17 protein-coding genes are annotated in these 20,883 nt (G+C 71.9%); 9 read left to right on the top strand and 8 right to left on the bottom strand.

Translation table 11 applies throughout. The annotated features are described in order from the left end of the window. Window positions 1–97: 97 nt before the first annotated feature. Window positions 98–1,150, bottom strand: coding sequence for a LacI family DNA-binding transcriptional regulator (locus TR46_RS21840; protein WP_042403901.1), 1,053 nt, complete (start codon window positions 1,148–1,150; stop codon window positions 98–100). A 157-nt stretch (window positions 1,151–1,307) separates the two neighbouring features. Here TR46_RS21840 and TR46_RS21835 point away from each other — a divergent pair, with 157 nt between their 5' ends. From TR46_RS21835 to TR46_RS21820, 4 genes are all read left to right on the top strand, one after another. Next, entirely contained in the window at window positions 1,308–3,143 is a 1,836-nt protein-coding gene (locus tag TR46_RS21835) for an ABC transporter ATP-binding protein (RefSeq protein WP_042403899.1), read from the top strand. A gap of 72 nt (window positions 3,144–3,215) precedes the next feature. After that, entirely contained in the window at window positions 3,216–4,532 is a 1,317-nt protein-coding gene (locus TR46_RS21830; RefSeq protein ID WP_042403898.1) for a Gfo/Idh/MocA family protein, read from the top strand. A 55-nt stretch (window positions 4,533–4,587) separates the two neighbouring features. Beyond that, complete coding sequence (locus TR46_RS21825; RefSeq protein ID WP_042403896.1) at window positions 4,588–5,781, top strand: permease; 1,194 nt, start codon at window positions 4,588–4,590, stop codon at window positions 5,779–5,781. A 79-nt stretch (window positions 5,782–5,860) separates the two neighbouring features. Continuing rightward, the gene (locus TR46_RS21820; RefSeq protein ID WP_042403895.1) at window positions 5,861–6,823 is read left to right on the top strand and encodes a CehA/McbA family metallohydrolase; all 963 of its coding nucleotides are present in this window, start codon (window positions 5,861–5,863) and stop codon (window positions 6,821–6,823) included. Between the two features lie 7 nt (window positions 6,824–6,830). Here the strand turns inward: TR46_RS21820 and TR46_RS43190 are convergent, their stop codons facing one another. Together TR46_RS43190 and TR46_RS21815 are read right to left on the bottom strand one after the other, a co-directional pair. Then, window positions 6,831–6,977 carry a DUF6126 family protein gene (locus tag TR46_RS43190; protein ID WP_169790661.1) on the bottom strand — a complete coding sequence of 49 codons (147 nt, stop codon included), beginning with the start codon at window positions 6,975–6,977 and terminating at the stop codon, window positions 6,831–6,833. A gap of 34 nt (window positions 6,978–7,011) precedes the next feature. Then, window positions 7,012–7,599, bottom strand: a complete 588-nt coding sequence (locus TR46_RS21815) for a helix-turn-helix domain-containing protein (protein ID WP_042403984.1) — start codon at window positions 7,597–7,599, stop codon at window positions 7,012–7,014. Between the two features lie 201 nt (window positions 7,600–7,800). Between TR46_RS21815 and TR46_RS21810 the strand changes: the two genes are divergently transcribed. From TR46_RS21810 to TR46_RS21800, 3 genes are all read left to right on the top strand, one after another. Further along, complete coding sequence (locus TR46_RS21810; protein ID WP_042403982.1) at window positions 7,801–8,403, top strand: histidine phosphatase family protein; 603 nt, start codon at window positions 7,801–7,803, stop codon at window positions 8,401–8,403. Window positions 8,404–8,438: 35 nt separating this feature from the next. Further along, window positions 8,439–10,577 (top strand): FUSC family protein, encoded by a 2,139-nt coding sequence (locus TR46_RS21805; RefSeq protein WP_042403893.1) that lies wholly within the window; start codon window positions 8,439–8,441, stop codon window positions 10,575–10,577. Window positions 10,578–10,658: 81 nt separating this feature from the next. Further along, complete coding sequence (locus TR46_RS21800) at window positions 10,659–11,486, top strand: aldo/keto reductase (protein WP_152626604.1); 828 nt, start codon at window positions 10,659–10,661, stop codon at window positions 11,484–11,486. A 13-nt stretch (window positions 11,487–11,499) separates the two neighbouring features. Here TR46_RS21800 and TR46_RS21795 read toward each other — a convergent pair whose 3' ends face one another. The 3 genes from TR46_RS21795 to TR46_RS21785 form a co-directional block, all read right to left on the bottom strand. After that, the gene (locus TR46_RS21795; protein WP_042403888.1) at window positions 11,500–12,408 is read right to left on the bottom strand and encodes an SDR family oxidoreductase; all 909 of its coding nucleotides are present in this window, start codon (window positions 12,406–12,408) and stop codon (window positions 11,500–11,502) included. A 39-nt stretch (window positions 12,409–12,447) separates the two neighbouring features. Beyond that, window positions 12,448–13,956, bottom strand: a complete 1,509-nt coding sequence (locus TR46_RS21790) for a flavin-containing monooxygenase (protein WP_042403887.1) — start codon at window positions 13,954–13,956, stop codon at window positions 12,448–12,450. 76 nt (window positions 13,957–14,032) lie between these two features. Beyond that, entirely contained in the window at window positions 14,033–14,692 is a 660-nt protein-coding gene (locus TR46_RS21785) for a TetR/AcrR family transcriptional regulator (RefSeq protein ID WP_052432991.1), read from the bottom strand. Window positions 14,693–14,771: 79 nt separating this feature from the next. Between TR46_RS21785 and hpnH the strand changes: the two genes are divergently transcribed. Both hpnH and TR46_RS21775 read left to right on the top strand, forming a co-directional pair. Then, complete coding sequence (gene hpnH / locus TR46_RS21780) at window positions 14,772–15,776, top strand: adenosyl-hopene transferase HpnH (RefSeq protein ID WP_042403886.1); 1,005 nt, start codon at window positions 14,772–14,774, stop codon at window positions 15,774–15,776. Window positions 15,777–15,923: 147 nt separating this feature from the next. Then, the gene (locus TR46_RS21775; RefSeq protein ID WP_042403884.1) at window positions 15,924–16,697 is read left to right on the top strand and encodes a hypothetical protein; all 774 of its coding nucleotides are present in this window, start codon (window positions 15,924–15,926) and stop codon (window positions 16,695–16,697) included. Between the two features lie 153 nt (window positions 16,698–16,850). On the opposite strand, the gene TR46_RS21770 is transcribed toward TR46_RS21775, so the two are convergent. Next, the gene (locus TR46_RS21770) at window positions 16,851–18,449 is read right to left on the bottom strand and encodes an MDR family MFS transporter (RefSeq protein ID WP_042403883.1); all 1,599 of its coding nucleotides are present in this window, start codon (window positions 18,447–18,449) and stop codon (window positions 16,851–16,853) included. Window positions 18,450–18,624: 175 nt separating this feature from the next. After that, window positions 18,625–20,622 (bottom strand): putative Ig domain-containing protein, encoded by a 1,998-nt coding sequence (locus tag TR46_RS21765; protein ID WP_042403978.1) that lies wholly within the window; start codon window positions 20,620–20,622, stop codon window positions 18,625–18,627. Window positions 20,623–20,883 lie beyond the last annotated feature (261 nt).

The raw sequence follows: 20,883 nt of genomic DNA, 5'->3' as shown, positions 1-20,883 counted from the left end.
CCCGGACGCGGACCCTGAACCGGAACGGAGAGCGCTCTCCGTTCCCCGGGAGCACGTTCCGGGCGGGGGTGCCTCCCCGCCCGGGGCGGAAGACCGCTCAGCCCGACTGCCGGACCACCAGCACCGGGTCGAACACCGCCGATCTCGGCCCCTCCACCCGCCCTTCGATCCGGTCCAGCAGCAGCCGCGCCATCTCCGCCGCCATCTCCTCCACCGGCTGCCGCACCGTGGTCAGGGCCGGACGGCTGTCGACCGCCGCGCTGCTGTCGTCGAATCCGACCACCTTGACGTCCGCCGGCACCCGCCGACCGTGCTCGCGCAGGATGTGCAGCGCCCCCCGCGCCATCAGGTCGTTGGCGGCGAACACCCCGTCCAGGTCCGGCCGTTCCAGCAGCAGCCGCTGCATCGCGGCCTCCCCGCTGGCCTGGGTGAAGTTCCCCTCCGCGGTGGGCACCAGCGGCTCGCCGTGCCGGGCCATCGCCTCCAGGAAGCCGTCCTGGCGCTCCCGCGCGGCGCGGATGTCCAGCGGTCCGGAGATCACCGCCACCCGCCGGCAGCCCTGCCCGACCAGCCGGTCCGCGGCCAGCCGCGCGCCCTCCTGGTGCGCGAGGTCGACGAAGCCGATCCGCACCGGCCGGGCCGGCCGGGCGAACAGCACCGCGGGCAGCCCGGCCGCCACCAGCAGCTCCGGCAGCGGGTCGTCGGCGTGGGTGGACACCACCAGCGCCCCGTCCGCGCTGCGCTGCCGCAGATAGGCGACGACCTCGTCCCTGGCCTCCTCGGACTCGGCCAGCATCAGCACGGGGTGCATCCCGCGCGGGCGCAGGAAGCCCATCACGCCGTTGACCACCCGGCTGAAGAAGGGGTCGGTGAAGAACCGGGTGCGGAACTCCTCCTCCTGCCCCTCCCCGGCGCCGGAGGCCACCAGCGCCACCGACCCACTGCGGCGGGTGATCAGCGAGCGGGCGGCGCCGTTGGGGACGTACCCCACCGCGGCGACGGCCCGGCGCACCGTCTCCTGGATCGCGGGGTCGACATTGCGGGTGCGATTCACCACCCTGGAGACCGTGGCCCGGGACACCCCGGCGACCCTGGCCACGTCCTCCAAGGTCGGAGCGGTTCCGGCGGCGGCGCTGTGGAGCTCGTCCATGCGCCGTTTATAACAGAACCGGAGAGCGCTCTCCACCCCTTTGACCAAGCCCTCCCCGCAGCACTGAGCCTTACTCACTATTAGCCGGAATAACGATGAGCTATGCTCCGTTGGACGGGAGGAAGCAAGCCCGTCCCCCGATCCCCCGGAGCCGCCCATGCGCACCCCAGGACCTGACTGGACTCCACCCGCCCGCAAGCCGGGCGCCCCCCAAGCGCCCGCGCAGCTGCGCCGCATCCTGCGCCTGTTCCGCCCCTACCGGGGCAAACTGATGGCCGTCGGCCTGTTCGTCGGCCTCTCCTCGCTGGTGTCGGTGGCCTCGCCGTTCCTGCTGCGCGCCGTCCTCGACACCGCCATCCCGCAGGGCCGCACCGGCCTGCTGAGCCTGCTGGCCCTCGGCATGATCGCGGTCGCGGTCGCCAACTCGGTCTTCAACGTGCTGCAGACCTACCTCAGCACCAGCGTCGGCCAGCGGGTCATGCACGACCTGCGCACCAGCGTCTACGCCCATCTGCAGCGGATGCCGCTGGCCTTCTTCACCCGGACCCGCACCGGCGAGGTGCAGTCCCGGATCGCCAACGACATCGGCGGCATGCAGTCCACCGTCACCAGCACCGCAACCGCCCTGGTCTCCAGCCTCACCACGGTGGTCGCCACCGTGGTCGCCATGGTCGCGCTGGACTGGAGGCTTACCATCGTCTCGCTGCTGCTGCTCCCGCTGTTCGTCTGGATCAGCCGCCGGGTCGGCAACGAGCGCCGCAAGATCGCCACCGAGCGGCAGAAGCAGCTCGCCGCGATCTCCTCGATCATGCAGGAGTCGCTGTCCGTCAGCGGCGTCCTGCTCGGCCGCACCATGGGCCGTTCCCGCGGCCTCAGCGACGAGTTCGCCCGCGAGTCCGACGCCCTGGCCGACCTGGAGGTCCGTGCCGACATGGCGGGCCGCTGGCGGCAGTCCACCATCCAGATCGTGATGGCGGCGATGCCCGCGGTGATCTACTGGGCGGCCGGCCTGACCGGCGGCAACGGCCACACCACCGCCGTCTCCATCGGCACCCTGGTCGCCTTCACCTCGCTGCAGCAGAGCCTGTTCCGGCCCACCGTGCAGCTGCTCCAGGTCGGCGTGTCGGTGCAGGTCTCACTGGCCCTGTTCCAGCGCATCTTCGAGTACCTGGACCTGGTCCCCGACATCACCGAGCGCCCGGACCCGGTCACCCTGGCACCGGCTCCCGGCTCCGGCGCACGCACCGGCTCGGTCCGCTTCGAGCACGTCGGCTTCAGCTACGACCCCGCCGCCGGCGCCCGCCCCACCCTCGCCGACATCGACCTCACCGTCCCGGCCGGCAGCAGCCTGGCCGTCGTCGGCGAGACCGGCTCCGGCAAGACCACGCTCAGCTATCTGGTCCCCCGCCTCTACGACGTGACCTCGGGCCGGGTGCTGATCGACGGCACCGACGTGCGCGAGCTCAGCTTCGAGTCGCTGGCCGACACCGTCGGCGTGGTCTCCCAGGAGACGTACCTCTTCCACGCCTCGGTCGCCGACAACCTGCGCTTCGCCAAGCCCGACGCCACCGACGAGGAGCTCTACGAGGCAGCCCGCGCCGCGCAGATCCACGACCACATCGCCGCCCTCCCGGACGGCTACGCCACCATGGTCGGCGAACGCGGCTACCGCTTCTCCGGCGGCGAGAAGCAGCGGCTGGCCATCGCCCGCACCATCCTGCGCGACCCGCCGGTGCTGGTCCTGGACGAGGCCACCAGCGCGCTGGACACCCAGACCGAGCAGGCGGTGCAGCAGGCCCTGGACACCCTCTCGGCCGGCCGCACCACCATCACCATCGCGCACCGGCTGTCCACGGTCCGCGACGCCGACCAGATCGTGGTCCTGGACCACGGCCGGATCGCCGAACACGGCACCCACGACGAGCTCCTCGCCCTGGGCGGCCACTACGCGGCCCTGGTCTCCCGCGACGGGACCCTGGAGCCGGCGGCCTGACCCGTCGGGACCGTGGCGGACGGACCGCGCGCCCCCTGCCCACCGCGGCGCGACGGCGCGATACTCCGGAGCATGACACCAGCTCAGGAGTGCTCGCCCGTCCGCCTGTTGATCGTCGGGGCGGGCTCGCGCGGCAGCGGCTACGCCCGCTATGCAACGGCCACCGGCCGCGCCGTGGTCACCGGCTTCGCGGACCCCGACCCGCGCCGCGCCGCCGACGCCGCCCGCGAGCACCCGGAAGCGACCGCCTTCGCCGACTGGCGCGACCTGGCCGCAGCGGGCGTCCCGGCAGACGCCGTCGTCATCGCCACCCAGGACGCCGACCACGTCGAGCCCGCCCTGGCCTTCGCCTCCGCCGGTCTGCACATCCTGCTGGAGAAGCCGATGGCGACCAATGAGCCGGATGCCCGCCGGATCGTCGAGGCGGTGCGGCGGTCCGGGGTGATCCTCGCGGTCTGCCATGTGCTGCGCTACACCTCGTACACCGCCGGGGTGAAGGCCCTCGTCGACGACGGCCTGCTGGGCGACGTGATCGCCGTCCAGCACCTGGAGCCGGTCGGCTGGTGGCACCAGGCGCACTCGTTCGTCCGCGGCAACTGGCGCCGCGAGGCCCGGGCCGTCCCGATGCTGCTGGCCAAGTCCGGCCACGACCTGGACTGGCTCTCGTACATCGTCGGACGTCCGGTCCGCAAGGTCTCCTCGTTCGGCGGCCTCCAGCACTTCCGCCCGGAGAACCGCCCCGCCGGCGCCGCCGACCACTGCCTGGACTGCCCGGTCGAACCCGACTGCCCGTACTCGGCCCCCCGGCTCTACCTGCGGGTCCTGGCCGAGAGCCTGGCCGACGACGGCGGGAGCGGCGGGGGCCGCGCGGACGGCGGGAGCGGCGGCCGCCTGCACTGGCCGCTGTCGGTGGTCACCGCCGAACGCACCCCGGCCGGCGTGCTGGACGCGCTCCGCGACAGTCCGTACGGGCGCTGCGTCTACACCTGCGACAACGACGTGGTCGACCACCAGGTCGTCAACCTGGAGTACGAGGGCGGCACGACCGCCTCCTTCACCATGACGGCGTTCACCGCGATGGGGCCGCGCCGCACCAGGATCTTCGGCAGCCACGGCCAACTGGACGGCGACGGGATGACCGCGACCGTCACCGACTTCCGCACCGGCACCAGCACCGTCCACGACTTCGGGATGGCCGCCGGAACCGACCTCGGCGGCCACGGCGACGGCGACGACCGCCTAGTCGACGCCTTCCTCGCGGCCGTGAGCAGCGGCGACCGCACCCTGGTCCGCTCCGATCCGGAGACCAGTCTGGAGGCCCATCTCACCGCCTGGGCCGCCGAGCGGGCGCGTCACAACAGCACCGTGGAATACCCCTGGGGGGTATAGTCGTTGCTCGGGAGCACGACCACCCAGACCGCCACACACCCCCGGACGGCGCGAGATGAACGACCTCTGGCACGCCCTCACCCATGCACTCTCCATCACCGGAGCCATGACCTGGGAGATCACCTGGGCCCTGATCCTGGGTTTCACCCTCTCGGCCGTGGTCCAGTCGGTGGTCCGCAAGTCCACCGTGGTCCGCCTGCTCGGCGACGACCGCCCCCGCACCCTGGCCCTGGCCTCGCTGCTCGGCGCCGCCTCGTCCTCCTGCTCCTACGCCGCCGTGGCGCTGGCCCGTTCACTGTTCCGCAAGGGCGCGGACTTCACCGCGGCCATGGCCTTCGAGATCGCCTCGACCAACCTGGTGGTGGAGTTGGGCGTGATCCTGGCCCTGCTGATGGGGTGGCAGTTCACCGCGGCCGAGTTCGTCGGCGGCCCCATCATGATCGTGGTCCTGGCCGTCCTGTTCCGCCTCTTCCTGCGCGACAAGCTGCTCCGGGAGGCCCGCGAACAAGCCGACCACGGCCGGGCCGGCTCGATGGAGGGCCACGCCGCGATGGACATGTCCGTCCAGAGCGAGGGCTCCTTCGCCAAGCGCCTGTTCTCCCGCGAGGGCTGGACCTCGGTGGCGCACGTCTTCGTCATGGAGTGGGCGGCGATCCTGCGTGACCTGGTCGTCGGCCTGCTCATCGCCGGCGCCATCGCCGCCTGGGTCCCCGACAGCTTCTGGCGCACCTTCTTCTTCGACGGCCACCCCCTTGCCGCGAAGCTCTGGGGCCCGCTCGTCGGCCCGCTGGTCGCGGTCTTCTCCTTCGTCTGCTCCATCGGCAACGTCCCCTTGGCGGTGGTGCTCTGGAAGGGCGGCATCAGCTTCGGCGGCGTGGTCTCCTTCATCTTCGCCGACCTGCTAATCCTCCCGATCCTGAACATCTACAGGAAGTACTACGGCTGGCGGATGACCGCCTTCCTGGCCGCGACCTTCTACGCCGCCATGGTCGTCGCCGGCTACGCGATCGAGTTCGCCTTCGGCGGCCTGGGCCTGATCCCCGACCAGGCCCGGGCGAAGATCCCGATGGACGGCGTCAGCTGGAACTACACCACCTGGCTCAACATCGCCTTCCTGCTCCTGGCCGCACTCCTGCTCTACCGCTTCGCCCGCACCGGCGGCCGCCGGATGCTCAGCATGATGGGCGGCTCCCCCGACTCCGACCACACCGGGCACGACCACGCGGCCATGGAGCACCACCAGCACTGACGGAACGTCAGCACCCGCCCGGGGGAACGCGGCACGCACCTCCGGCGTTCGGCCGACAGGACCGACACGGAGGTGCGGAATGCCCAGGAGCAGCTGGTACCGCGGGGACTGCCATGTCCATTCGGTGCTCTCCACCGCCGGCGAGCTCACCCCGCAGCAGCTGGCGGCGGCCGCCCGCGCGGCGGGGCTCGACTTCATCGCGACCACGGAGCACAACACGGCCGAGGGGCACGGTGCCTGGGCCGCTCACGCAGGCCCGGACCTGCTGGTGATCCTCGGTCAGGAGGCGACCACGCAGACCGGCCACTGGCTCGCCCTCGGCATCGGGCCCGGGCAGTCGGTCGACTGGGACTACGGCGTCCAGGACCACCTGGTCGACGAGCAGGTGGACCGGGTGCACGGGGTCGGCGGGCTGTGCGTGGCGGCGCACCCGCACGCGCCCTACCCCACCGGCGACTTCGCCTATCCGCTCCAGGGGTTCGACGTGGTCGAGGTGTGGAACGGCCAGTGGGCGTCGGACCGGCCGTGGAACGCCGACAACGAGAGGGCCCTGGCCGAGTGGGCCGCCGCCCTCACCGCCGCCGACCTCCGCGACGGGAGCTGGCGGCCGGCCATGGGCAACAGCGACACCCATCTGGCGGGCCAGCTCTCCCTCCCGCACACCGTCGTCCTGGCCGAGGAGTTGAGCACCCGGGCGATCCTGGCCGGCATCCGTGCGGGCCGGAGCTGGATCGCCGAATCGGCCGCGGTGGGGTTGTCGCTGACCGCGACCGCCGCCGGACACGGCGCGGGGATCGGCGAGCGCCTCAACAGCCTCGGCGAACCGGTGAATGTACGGGCGGACATACGCGGCGTCCCATGGGCGACCGTCAGCTTCCACACCGACCACGGAGGGGTCCACCGTGCACCGGAGCTTCCTGCTCACGGCGCCGGCGCCGCCCAATGGCACACCACGGCCCGGGAATCGGGCTTCGTCCGGGTCGAAGTACGACACCCGAACGGCCATATGGCGGCCCTCACCAACCCGGTCGTCCTGACCTGAACCGTCCTCAGTGACCGCGCTGGCCCAGGTAGCAGAGCAGCATCACGAAGCCCGCGAACACATGCAGGCCGATGACGTAGATGAAGACGCGGATGCCGACCCGGCGCCCGGTCCGGGCGCCACCGTCCTCGACGGGGTACTGCGTACTGGCCATGGTGACGGAATCCCTTCGGTTCGATCCGACCGGTTCAGTGGACGCACAGGTCGGCGGTGGGCGTCTGCAACAGGGTGTGGAGGAAGAGCAGCTCGACCCCCGGTTCCCTCTCCGCGACCAGCCGGTGCGGTCGCATGGAGTCGAAGTGCGCCGAGTCCCCGGGGTCGAGCAGGTGCTGCTCGCGGTCGAGGGTGAGCACCAGCCGGCCCTCCAGGACGTACAGCCACTCCTCGCCCGGGTGGACCCGCACCACCGCGTCCTGCACCCGCACCGGGATGTGCACCCGGAGCGCCTGCATCGCCCGCCCGGGCACCCCGGCCGGGCGGTAGGTCCAGCCCCCGGCCGACGTCGACTCGCCCTCCGCGGCCCGGAGCACCGGCGCCCTCACCACCGACGGCCCCTCGCCCTCCTCCCCGAGCAGGACCTCGACGGGGACCCCGTATGCTCGGGAGAGCCCGAGCAGCACCGGCAGCGAGGGCTGGCGCTTCGAGGTCTCCAGCCGGGACAGGTGGGCCGGTGACAACCCCGTCCGGGCAGCCGCCGCCTCCAGCGTCAGCCGACTGCGCAGCCGCCGTTCCCGCAACCGGGCCCCGAGCCCGAGCACCTCGCCGTTGATGTCCACGGCACCAGCCTCACACTGCGTGCCCTGCACAGGCAAACATCTTGCCTCTGAGGCAAACCCACGCGTCGGCCGCCGCCGCAGGGTGACCGCCGACGCGGCGGCGCCCCGGCTCCCCCGCCCCTGCCTGTGTCCCGGCCCGTGCGAAGATCGAGCAGGATGTGAGGCATCGGGCGACGCGGGGACGTGGGAGTGATGAGCGGCATGGGCGATGTGATCCTGGTCCGGCACGGCGCGACCGACTGGAGCGAGGCCGGGCGGCACACCAGCTACACCGACCGTCCGCTGACCGCCAACGGCGAGCGGCAGGCCCGGGCGCTGGCGGGGATGCTGGCCGAGCACCCCGTCGCGGTGACCCTGTGCAGCCCGATGCTGCGGGCGCGGACCACGGCCGGGCTGGCCGGGCTGGAGAACGCCCGGATCGTCGAGGACATGCACGAGTGGGACTACGGCGGCTACGAGGGGATCACCACCGCCGAGATCCACCGGACCCGCCCCGACTGGGACCTCTGGACGGACGGGGTCGTCCCCGGCCCGGACGGCCACGTGGGCGAGACCCCCGAGGAGATCGGCGCCCGCGCCGACCGGGTGCTCGCCGTCGTCGACAAGGAGCTCCGCGCCGCCGACGGCGGGGACGTCGCCCTGGTCGCGCACGCCCACTTCCTGCGGGTGCTGACGGCCCGCTACCTCGGGCTGCCGGCCGCCTCCGGCTCCCTCTTCATGCTCGCCACCGGGACCATCAGCCGGCTCGGCGTCGAACACGACAAGCACGCCATGGCCGCCTGGAACGAGCGCCCCAGGACCTAGCCGCAGTACCCGGACCAGGCCCTAGGCTCAGCCGCATGCCCTGGATCACGGCCCTCAAGAGCACCGCCCGCTCCGGCTTCACCCTGCAGCGCGCCTACAACGAGCCGCTGCGGGCGCTGCGCGGAGCGGTGGGGGCCGGGATCGCCGCGTTCGGCGCACTGCTGCTCGGCAATCCGCAGCTGGCGGCCTCCGCCGCGATCGGCGCGTTCATCGCCGGGGTGGCGACCTTCCAGCGCAGCTACCGCCCCCGTCCGCTGCTCGCCCTGGCCGCGGCCGCCGGGCTGTCGCTGAGCACCTTCGTCGGCTACCTCGCCTCGCCCTGGGCCCCGTTGTTCGTGCTGGTGGTCGGCCTCTGGGCGTTCATGGGCGGGCTGGCCTGGTCGCTCGGCCAGGCCGCCGGGGTGGTCGCGACCAACACCATCCCGGCGATGCTGGTCGTGGTCGCGCTGACCGAGAACATCCCGCAGGCACTCGCCCACGCCGGGGTGATCGCGGCCGGCGGGCTGGTCCAGGCGCTGCTGGTGGTGGTCTGGCCGATCCGGCGCTGGGGCGCGCAGCGCGACGCCCTCGCCGACGCCTACGCCTCGATGGCCGACTACGCCCGGCGGCTGCGGCACGACCCCTTCGCCGCTTTCGACCCGGATCCGCTGATGGTGGCCAGGAGCGCCGCCACGGTGACCCGCCGTCAGGCCCGGACCCGGCCGCCCGAGCTGGCCGGCCGCCGCGGCACCATGGAGCGGATGCGCCCCGCCATGGCCGCTCTGGCCGACCCCCGGGTCGGCGCGGACGAGGAGGGTCCGGAGCGGGACCGGGCCCGGGAGATCCTGGGCGCCGCCGCCCAGGTGCTGGACGCGGTGGCGCACTCCATCCGCACCGGCCGTCCGGTCGCCGTCCCCGAGCGCACCTACCGGGCACTGGCGCTGCGCTCGACCGGACCGGTGCTCACCGGCGCCGCCCGGCAGTCGGCGCTGCTGCTGATCGGACTGCTCGCGGACACCGCCGACTCGCTGGAGTCCCCCGGCGGCGACGGGGACGGCTCCAGCCTCGGCACCCTCTCCCGTCCCTCGGTGCACGAGCTGCTGCCGGTCGCCGTGCACGCGGTGCGGCGCAACTGGCACTGGTCCTCGCCGGTGCTGCGGCACGCGGTGCGGGTGGGGGTGGTGGCCGCGGTCGGCGAGACCATCGGCATGCTGCTCCCGTTCGGCCACGGCTACTGGGCGCCACTGACCGCGGTGATGGTGATGCGGCCCGACTTCTCGCAGACCTACTCCAGGGGTGTGGGCCGGATCGTCGGCACCGCCCTCGGCGTGGTCCTGGCCAGCCTGGTCATCTGGTCCGCCGCGCCGGGCGACCGGCTGCTCACCGGCCTGGCCGTGGTCGCCATCGGCGGCGCCTACCTCACCATCCTGACCGGTTACGCCGCGATGAGCGCCTGCGTCGCCGCCTATGTGGTGTTCCTGCTGGCCATGGACGGCAGCGGCCTGGTCAGCACGGCCGAGGAGCGGGTCGGCCAGACCCTGCTCGGCGGCGCGCTGGCGCTGATCGCCTACGCCCTGTTCCCCACCTGGCAGACGGTACGGCTGCCGGACCGCCTGGCCGCCTACGTCGAGGCCGGCGGCCACTACGCCGCGGCGGCGGTGGCCGCCTTCGGGGCGCCCTCGGCCGACTCCTACCGCGCCGTCAGGGAGGCGCTGCTGGACCACCGCCAGGCCCGTGCCGAACTGCTGACCGCCACCGGGCAGGCGGCGGACGAACCGGTGCGCCACCGCGGCCTGCGGAACTCGCAGATCAGCGGGGCGCGTTCGGCGATGGCGGCCCTGGGCCGCACCACGCTGCTGATGGAGGCGCACCTGCCCCCGCTGGACGCCGACCCGGGGTCGCCCCGGGCGCCCGTCCCCGTCCCCGGCGCCGAGCGCTTCGCCGCCGTGCTCCGGCAGGAGACCGCCCGCGCTGCCGGCTCGGTCCGGCTGGAGCAGCCGATCGACCTGACCCCGGTCCGGCTGGAGTACCAGGCCTGGGCGGCGGAGCTGCCCGACCCGGACGAGGAGAGCACCGATCCGCGCCATCTGGTGGTGCGGGACGCCGGCCTCCTGGTGGCGGCCCTGGAGGGGCTGCAGCAGGCGCTGGGGTTCCAGCCCTCCGGAGAGAGACCGCCCGGACCTCCGCGAAAATAGGTTGATTTTACAATAGCCAGCGCATGCAACTAGTTTGGACGACAGCTCGACACCATCTCATCCCCACCTGAAGGACTGCGCGTGAACCAGCCCGTCGTCACCCTCAACAACGGCGTCCAGATCCCCCAACTGGGCTTCGGTGTCTGGCAGGTGCCGGACGCCGAGACCGCCGCCGCCGTCGGCACCGCCCTGGAGGCCGGCTACCGCAGCATCGACACCGCCGCGATCTACGGCAACGAGAAGGGCACGGGCACCGCGGTCGCCGAGTCCGGGCTGCGCCGCGAGGAGCTGTTCGTCACCACCAAGCTGTGGAACGGCGACCAGGGCCACGACCGCACCCTGGCCGCGTTCGACGCCAGCCTGGACAAGCTCGGCCTGGACTACGTCGACCTCTACCTGATCCACTGGCCCACCCCGGAGCGGGACACCTACCTGGACACCTGGCGCGCCTTCGGCAAGCTGCTCGCCGACGGCCGCACCCGGGCCATCGGCGTGTCCAACTTCAAGCCCGAGCACCTGCGCCGGCTGATCGACGAGACCGGCGTGGTCCCCGCCGTGAACCAGGTCGAGCTGCACCCGCTGCTCCAGCAGCCGGAGCTGCGCGCCTTCCACGCCGAGCACGGCATCGCCACCGAGGCCTGGAGCCCGCTCGCCCAGGGCACCCTGCTGCAGCACCCGGTCCTCACCGGCATCGCCCAGCGCCTGGGCCGCACCCCGGCCCAGGTCATCCTGCGCTGGCACCTCCAGCTCGGCACGGTGGTCATCCCCAAGTCGGTCACCCCGGAGCGGATCCGCCAGAACGCCGACGTCTTCGGCTTCACCCTGGACGAGGCCGACCTGACCGCCATCGCCGGCCTGGACCAGGGCCCGGCCGGCCGCATCGGCCCCGACCCCGACTCGGTCAACTGACGCCGGTCGCCGGCTAGCGCGTGGCGTTCGGGGCGTCCCGCGCCGCGCGCGCCTGTTCGTCGGCTGCGCCGCCGCGGCCGACCAGGCCGCGGCGGTCGGCGGCGGTGGCGCGCAGGCGGGGCTCCAGGGAGCGGAGCTGCATCGGGGCCAGCCGGCCCAGCACCAGCGGGATCTGACCCCTGATCAACTGGTAGGAGCGCAGCCAGCCCTGGGCGTAGACGTGGACGGAGCGGCGGGCGATGCCGTCGGCCAGCCGCTGGACGGCCGGGGCCAGCGGGTAGGTGCGGTTGGTGGGCCAGGGCAGGTGGGAGCGCATCTCACGCATCACCTCGTCCTCGTCCGCGCCGCGCACCATGTCGGTGTCCGTCCAGCTGAGGTAGCCGACGCCGACGGCGACACCCTGGTTGGCGACCTCGCCGCGCAGGGCGTGGGCGAAGGCCTCGACGCCGGACTTGCTGGCGCAGTAGGCCGTCATCAGCGGCGCCGGGGTCATCGCCGCCAGCGAGGCGATCTGCAGCAGGTAGCCACGGGAGGCGATCAGCGCGGGCAGGAAGGCGCGGGCGGTGGTGGTGCTGCCGAGCAGGTTGACCTCGATCACCCGCTGGAAGGCGGCGGGATCGGAGTCCAGGAAGGTGCCGCCGATGGCGATGCCGGCGTTGGCGACCACGGTGTCGACCCGGCCGAAGCGCTCGACCACCTGCCCGGCGACGGCCTGAAGCGCCGTCAGGTCGGTGACGTCGGCCTCCCACCAGCCCGCCCCTGGGCCGCACTCGGCCGCCGCGCGCTCCAGTTCCTCGGGCTCCAGCCCGACCAGGGCCACGGTGGCGCCGCGGGCGGCCAGGGCGCGGGCCAGTTCGGCGCCGACGCCGCGGGCCGCGCCGGTGACCACGGCGACCTGTCCTGCCAGGGACTTCTTGGGCATGCCGGTGGGGTCCTTTCGGGTGTGCGGGTCTGCGGGTCTTCAGGCGTCCGCGCGGACCGGGGCCGGGACCCGCTTGCCGACGAGTTCGTACTCGGCCAGGTCCACGGTCCGGGTCTCGCGGCGGAAGTGGGCGGTGGTGCCGGGCCAGAGCACGGTGTTGTTGCCGTTGGCGTCCAGGTACCAGCTGCGGCAGCCGCCGGTGTTCCACACCGTGCCGGCCATCCGCCGCTGCACCGCCTCGTTCCAGCGCTGCTGGGCCGCCGGGGCGACGTCCAGCGCGGCGGCGCCGGTGCCCTCCAGCCGGCGCAGGTAGTCGGCGAGGTAGTTCAGCTGCGACTCGATCATCAGCACCATGGAGCTGGTGCCCAGCCCGGTGTTGGGGCCGATGACGAACAGCAGGTTGGGGAAGCCGCTGACGGTGGTGCCGCGCAGGGCGGCCATGCCGTCCTTCCACTCCTCGGCGAGGGTGCGTCCGGCGGCGCCGGTGATCCGGCTGCCGATCGGCATGTCGGTGACATGGAACCCGGTGCCCAGGATGATCGCGTCGACCTCGTGCTCGCTGCCGTCGGCGGCGACCACGCTGCTGCCGCGCACCTCCCTGAGCCCGGCGGCGACGTCCACATTGGGCTGCGCCAGCGCCGGGTAGTAGGTGTTGGACAGCAGCACCCGCTTGCAGCCGAAGCGGTAGTCGGGCGTGAGCCTGGCCCGCAGCGCCGGGTCCGCGATATGGCTGTCGAGGTTGCGCTTGGCCATCCGCTCGGCGGCCCGCAGCAGCACCGGGCGGTTGACGAACATCCGGGTCTGGCCCTCCCTGATCCCCCACAGCGCGGCGCGCAGGGCCCGCTGAGTGGCCGGGAGGCGCCGGTAGAGCCATCGCTCGGCGGCGGTGATGTCGCGGTCCATCCGCGGCATCACCCACGGCGGGGTGCGCTGCAGCAGCACCAGCCGTTCGACCTGCGGCTGGATCATCGGCACGATCTGGATGGCGGAGGCTCCGGTGCCGACCACGGCGACCCGCTTGCCGGCCAGGTCGTAGTCGTGGTTCCAGCGGGCCGAGTGGAACACCTCGCCGGGGAAGTCGGCCAGGCCGGGCAGGTCTGGCACCGAGGGGTCGGCCAGCGGCCCGCAGGCGGCGACCAGTACCTGGGCGCTGTAGCGGCCCTGGTTGGTCTCCAGCTCCCAACGGGCCTGCCCGGCGTCCCAGCGGGCGCTCAGCACTTCGTGGTGGAACCGCAGGTGCGGCCGCAGCCGGAACCGGTCCGCGATCCGCTCCAGATAGGCCCGGATCTCCGGCTGGCCGGAGAAGGTCCGCGGCCACTCCGGGTTGGGCGCGAAGGAGAAGGAGTACAGGTGCGAGGGGACGTCGCAGGCGCAGCCCGGGTAGCTGTTGTCGCGCCAGGTGCCGCCGACCGAGCCGGCCCGTTCCAGCACCACGAAGTCGTCGACGCCCTCCTGCCGCAGCCGCACGGCGGCCCCCAGCCCCCCGAAGCCGGAGCCGACGACGGCGACCCGGACGTGCTGCACCGGCTCTTCGGTACTGCTGCTCATCGCGATCCTCCCCGACCGTGCCAGTAATCAGTGGCGCAATCAGGAGGGTAGGGCACCGGGGCCTGCTCCGGAAGACTTATGACTGGCCGGTAACAAGTGCGGGCGACACGCCCGGGACGCGTCCCAGTCCGATGAGCAGCCGCTCCAGTACCAGGCCGGCCTCCTCGCGGGCCCGGACATGGTCCTCGGCCCTGGCGATGTACAGGCTGGCCTCGGAGATCAGCGCAGCCAGCATCCTGGTCAGCGGCCCCACCGGCAGGTCGTCCACGTTGCCCTCGCGGATCGCCTCGGTCAGCGCCTCGGCCAGCAGGACGTACCCGTGCTCCTCCACCAGAGCGTCCCAGGCGCTGTGTCCCAGCACGGCGGGGCCCTCAATGAGTACGATCCGCTGGAACTGCGCGTCGTTGCAGGCGTCCAGGAAGGACTGGAAGCCACTGCGCAGCAGCTGCCAGGCGTCGCCGGGGTTGGTCTCGGCACGGGCGGTCTCCTGGGCGACCAGGCGCTCCGCCATCTCCTGGGCGCACTCCGCCATCACCGCTCGGAACAGGTCCGCCTTGTCCTTGAAGTGGTGGTAGAGCGCGCCACGGGTCACCGCGGCGGCTGCCACGATGTCCTCGGTCCCGGTCGCGGCGTAGCCGCGCTCGGCGAAGAGCTCACGCGCCGCGCGCAACAGCGCACGCCGGGTGTCCGCGACATGCTCCGCGCTTCGACTTCGCCTGATCCTGGGCACTGACATACCTACATCCTGTTCCATACAGACTGTATGTTAGTGGAGGGCACCAACCCTGGGGCCCGGGGGAACGGAGACAGTGATCATGGGACTCCCACTTAATCTGACCGTCAAGATGGGCACGTACCTCCTCAAGCAGAAGATCCTTCGGCGGAAGAAGTTCCCGCTGATTGTGGAGGTCGAACCCCTTTTCGCCTGCAACCTCGCCTGCGCGGGCTGTGGCAAGATCCAGGAACCGGCCAGCATGCTGAAACAGCGCATGACGGTCGAGAAGGTCGTCGGCGCCGTCGAGGAGGCCGGCGCACCGATGGTGTCGCTGGCCGGCGGCGAGCCGTTGATGCACCCGCAGATCGCCGAGATGACGCAGGCGCTGCTGGACAAGAACAAGTTCGTGGTGCTCTGCACCAACGCCGTGCTGCTGCCCAAGCATCTGCACAAGTTCAAGCCGAACCGCAATTTCGCCTGGATGGTGCACATCGACGGGCTGCGTGAGCGGCACGACGAGTCGGTGAGCAAGGTCGGCGTGTTCGACCAGGCCATCGAGGCGATCAAGCAGGCCAAGGCGGCCGGCTTCACGGTGTTCACCAACTCGACCTTCTTCAACAACGACAGCCCGCAGGACGTCATCGAGGTGCTCCAGTACCTCAACGACGACCTGAAGGTCGACCGGATGCAGATCTCGCCCGGCTACGCCTACGAGAAGGCGCCCGACCAGGACCGGTTCCTGGGCGTGGAGCAGACCAGGGCGATGTTCAAGAAGGCCTTCGCCGACGGCCGCCGCAAGAGCTGGCGGCTCAACCACTCGGCGCTCTACCTCGACTTCCTCGAGGGCAAGACCGACTTCGAGTGCACCCCCTGGGCGATCCCCTCCTATTCGCTGAAGGGGTGGCAGAAGCCCTGCTACCTGATGTCCGACGGCTATGTGGACACCTACCAGGAGCTGCTGGACAGCACCGAGTGGGACAACTACGGCCGCGGCAAGGACCCCCGCTGCGACAACTGCATGGCCCACTGCGGCTACGAGCCGACGGCCGTGCTGGCGACGATGGGCTCGCTCAAGGAGAGCCTGCGCGCGATCACCGCGGGCTGAGGGCTCACCCGTGCGCGCCCTCCGGGGAGCACAGGTGACCCACAGCAAGCAGCCTCTGGCCGTTTCCGGGGTCGGCTCACTACCATGGGCCGACCTCCGGGGCCGTTGGGGCAGGAGGCATGCGCGCAGAGAGGCGGGGGCTCCCCCATGGCGGAGGTCGACGACGACGCGTTCTACGTGCTCAGCGCGGTGCTGCTGACGCCGGGGCAGTTCCCGAGCCTGCTCGGGGACGACTATCCGGCCGCCTGCGGCTCGCTCGGCCTGGAGGCCTGGGCCGACGGCTACGGACTGCTGTTCGGGCAGGACGCCGAAGGGGCGCGGTGGACCGTGGTCTCCGACGACGCCGCGCTGGTGGGCTGTGCCATCGCCGCCTGGGACTGCGGGATGTCCTACGACCTGACCCCGCCCGACCGCACCGTGGTGGACTCGCTGCCCGGCTGGCCCATGGAGCTGACCGTGCAGACCCCCGGGCTGCCGGACCCGCACGACCCGGAGCCCGGTGAGGACGACCACCCGCTGCTCACCCCGCCCGACCCCAAGCAGTGGGGGCCGGCCCAGCGCCGGATGGGCGCGGACGACATCGCCCACCAGTGGCAGATGTGGCGCGAGCAGATAGCCGATAGCGTCGAGTTCGACGAGCATCCGGACGAGGTGCCCGAGCCGATCGCCAAGGTGCTCGCGGAGGCGACCGAGTACACCAGGACGCCGCCGCCGGCCGGCCGCGTGCGCTCCTCGCCCGCCGGCGAGGACGGCCGGCTGGTACGGGCGGACGGCCCCGGCTGGAGCCTCACCGCCCGTACGGACGACATGGTCGTGCTGCTGTTCGACGACAAGCCGCACGAGGTACTGCCGGTGGGGTGCGGTCCCCGGTTCACGGTGCTGCTGAAGGCGCTGGACGAGATGGCCCGGGCTTCGGCGTAGTTCGTCCGAATGTCGGCTGCGGCGTGTGCCTGGTTTGTCGCGCAGTTCCCCGCGCCCCCAGCTGTCTGCAACTGAGGCGGTTGCAGACCCCTGGGGGCGCGGGAACTGCGCGACAAACCCACTACGGTCCGCAGCCGAAGACGGCCGGAACCCCTAGTGCGCGGGCGGAGCCGCCGAGGGGTCCATCGTGGCCAGCGGCTTCTCCTTCAGGAGCAGGGCGAAGACCAGGGCGATGGCGATGAAGGGGACGCCGGTCAGGAAGAGGTCGCCGATGGCGTGCGCGAACGCCGCCGTGACGTGCTCCTTCGCCGGGGCGGCCAGGTGCTGGATGGCCTGGACGTTGTTGGCGTCCAGCTTGCCGCCGCCGGAGCCGGCCGGGCTGCCTGCGAACTCCTGCTTCATGTAGTGGGCCAGACGGCTGGTCAGCACCGTGCCGAAGATCGCGGTGCCGATGGAGGCGCCGATCTGCCGGAAGAAGGTGGCCGAGGCCGTCGCCACGCCCATGTCGCGGAAGTCCACCGCGTTCTGGATGGCGGTGACCATGGTCTGCATGGTCAGCCCCAGGCCCGCGCCGAAGGCGAAGGCGTACAGCGCCACCTGCCAGTAGGCGGTGGTGTTGCTGAGGGTGCTGAGCAGCAGCAGCGAGCCTATGATCACCAGCGCGCCGACGATCGGGAAGATCTTGTACTTGCCGGTCTTGGCCATCAGCCGGCCCGAGGTGATCGCGGTGGCCATGATCCCGGCGACGGCCGGCAGCATCCCCAGCCCCGACTTGGTGGCCGACATGCCCTGCACCGCCTGCAGGTAGACCGGCAGGTAGATGATGCCGCCGAACATGGCGAACCCGGCGAAGAAGCCGAAGCCGTTGCCGGCCGAGAAGATCGGGTTGCGGAACAGCCGCATCGGCAGGATCGGCTCGGCCGCGCGCTGCTCGATCACCACGAAGCCCACGGTCAGCAGGATCGACCCGCCGAGCAGCAGCAGGCCCTGCCAGGAGACCCAGCCGTAGCTGGTGCCGGCCCAGTTCAGGTAGAGCAGCAGGCTGGTGACGCCGGTGACGATGGCGGCGGAGCCCAGGTAGTCGATGCTGTGCTCACGGCGGTTGACCGGCAGCTTCAGCGCGAAGGAGCAGACCACCAGGGCGCCCAGGCCGATCGGCAGGTTGATGTAGAAAATCCAGCGCCAGCCGATGGAGTCGGTGAACCAGCCGCCGAGCAGCGGCCCCGCCACGCTGGCCAGGCCGAAGACCGCGCCCATCAGACCCTGGTAGCGGCCGCGCTCCCGGGGCGGTATCACGTCGCCGATGATGGCGAAGGCGAGCGACATCAGACCGCCGCCGCCGATGCCCTGGATCGCCCGGAAGCCGATCAGCTCGCCCATGTTCTGGCTGAGGCCGGCCAGCGCCGAGCCGATCAGGAAGATCACGATCGCCGACTGGAAGATGATCCGGCGGCCGTAGAGGTCGGAGATCTTGCCCCAGAGCGGGGTGGCCGCGGTGGAGGTCAGCAGATAGGCGGTGACCACCCAGGACAGCTTGTCGATGCCGCCGAGCTGGCTGACGATCGTGGGCAGCGCGGTGCCGACGATGCTCTGGTCGAGGGCGGCGAGCAGCATGCCCGCCATCAGGCCGCCCATGACGACCATGATCTGCTTGTGGCTCAGGTAGTTGGGACCGTCGGCGGGCGCCTCGGGTGACGGTTCGGGCGGGTTCGCAGTGGGTTCGGTCGCTGTGTCGACCGGGGAGTCGGACATGGGTGGCAGGGCTCCTGGGTGGTTCACCGTTCGCTGCTCGGATGCGAGCAGGTGCGCACCGTATCGTGCACCACTGACACTGCGGAACACCAGCCTTGCCTTACGGCAGGTAAGCACGGCTGCCCCCGCCGCGGGAATCCCGCGACGAGGGCAGCCGTGCAAGCGTTGCTGCAGGTCAGGACACGTTGATCGCGGTGTCGTCGACCACGAAGCTGGTCTGCAGGCTGGAGTCCTCCGCCCCGGTGAACTTCAGGGTGACGGTCCTGCCGACGTAGGAGGAGAGGTTGAAGCTGCGCTGGGTGTAGCCGCTGCCCTTGTTGAGGTTGGAGTAGGTTGCCAGGGTCGTGGTGGTGCTGCCCGTGGCGGCCGTGACCTTGAGGGTGTCGAAGGCGGTGCTGGTCGTGGTCTCCGCGGTGTCGATGTGGAGCCAGAAGGTCAGCGTCGCGCTGGTGCAGCCGGCGGGCACGGTCACCGACTGGGACAGGGTGTCGGTGTGGGTCGTGCCGTAGCCGTCCAGCCAGGACTTCCAGCTGCCGCTGTGGGCCGGCTCGCTGCTGGAGTTGTCGATGACGCCGGCGGTGGCGCTCCAGGGCGAGGCGCTGCCGGTCTCGAAGCCGGGGTTGCCGAGCAGCTGGGCCGCGGTGCAGCCGCCGCCACCGCCTGAGCCGGCGATGGTCCAGGTGAAGGAGGCGCTGCCGGAGGCCCCGGTGGCGTCGGTGGCGGTCACCGTCACCGAGGAGCTGCCGGCCGTGGTCGGGGTGCCGGAGATCAGGCCGGTCGAGGAGTTGACGGACAGGCCGGCGGGCAGGCCGGAGGCCGAGTAGGTCAGGGTCTGGCCCGAGGCCGAGTCGGTGGCGTGGATCTGCAGCGAGGCGGCGGTGCCGACGGTGCCGCTCTGGTTGCCGGGTCCGGTGACGGTGACGGTGTTGCCGCCGGTGCTGCTCCCCGCCGTGAAGGCGGCCAGGCCGTTGGGGGTGCCCAGGCCGGTCGGACCGTCGTAGCCGGCGCCCGCGGTGCAGAGGTAGCTCGGGGAACAGGTCCCGTTGCTGCCGCTGGTCACGTCGTTCAGCGCGCTGGTGTGCTGGTAGGGGTACTGGGCCGGGACGGTGCCCGCGGCCGGGGTGCCCGCGTCGGCGTAGACGCCGGCGATGATCGGGGAGGAGGCGCTGGTGCCGCCGTAGACCTGCCAGCCCGAGGCGCCGTAGCTGTCGTAGACCGCCACGCCGGTGGCGGGGTCGGCCACGGCGGAGACGTCGGCGATGGTGCGCCTGGAGCAGCCGGTGTCGGTCTGCCAGGTGGGCTTGGCGTCGTAGGCGGAGCAGCCGGAGCCGGTGCCCTCGGTGCTGCTGGTGGACCATACGCTCTCGGTCCAGCCGCGGCTGTTGGAAGCGGTGCTGAGCGAGGTGCCGCCGACCGAGGTGACGTACTTGGAGGCGGCCGGGTACTCGGCGCCGTAGGCGCTGTCACCCGCGGAGACGGTGATGGCCACGCCCGGGTGGTTGAAGTAGCTGGCGTCCGAGCTGGTGTCGGTGGAGTCCTCGGACCCGCCGTAGCTGTTGGACACGTACTTGGCGCCCAGCGCGACCGCCTCGTTGACAGCGGTGCCCAGGTCGCTCATGTTCGCCGAAGTGGCCTCGACCAGGATGATGTGGGCGGCGGGGGCGACCGCGGAGACCATGTCGAGGTCCAGCGAGATCTCCCCGGCCCAGCCGGAGTCGGCGGTCGGGTAGTTGGTGCCGCCGTTCTGGTCGACCTTCTTGAAGCAGCCGTTGGCCGTGGTGCAGGCGGACAGCCCGTACTGGGTCCGGTAGGCGGCCAGGTCGGACTCCGCGTTGGGGTCGTCCTGGGCGTCCACGATGGCCACCGTGGCGCCGGCGCCGCCGTTGGCCGGCAGGGCGTAGGCGCTCTTCAGGTCGGTCGGACCGTAGCCGGACGGTGTGGCCAGCGGCGAGACCGCGTTGGCGGTCAGCGCGGCGGGCTGGGTGACGTCGGTGCGGGCCAGGGCCAGGCAGGCCATCTGGTGCACACCGGCCGGGCCGGCACAGAGGTGCTTGACGTGGACTGCGGCGGACGATCCGCTCTGGCCGGTGGCCGCGCCGGCAGGGGCTGCGGCCGCGAAGACCCCGCCGACGAGCGCGGCGGCGGAGAGTGAGGCGACTGCGACTCTGCGCAGTCTGCGGCGTGAGGTGCTGGGGGTGTGCAACAGACGGCCCTCCGGTGGGGTGAGGACGGCACCCGGGACGCCTTCGTGGAGCGGCCCGCCACCGCCCGGGGGAACGCCAGGCACATGACAAAACATGCTACCTGACACCCCGTTGAGTGGTGCTCAGCGCCGAGAAGATTAGCGAACACATGACAACCCCACAAGAAGTTCTGAGCGCCCAGCACATCTCCCTGGGGAAAAGCTGTGGCGGAACTTCCAGCCACGTCGTGG

Origin of the sequence: Streptacidiphilus carbonis (genome assembly GCF_000787775.1) — a bacterium.
Lineage (GTDB): Bacteria > Actinomycetota > Actinomycetes > Streptomycetales > Streptomycetaceae > Streptacidiphilus > Streptacidiphilus carbonis.
The sequence above is the reverse complement of the archived record's forward strand: the minus strand, read 5'-3'. Positions and strand labels throughout refer to the sequence as shown.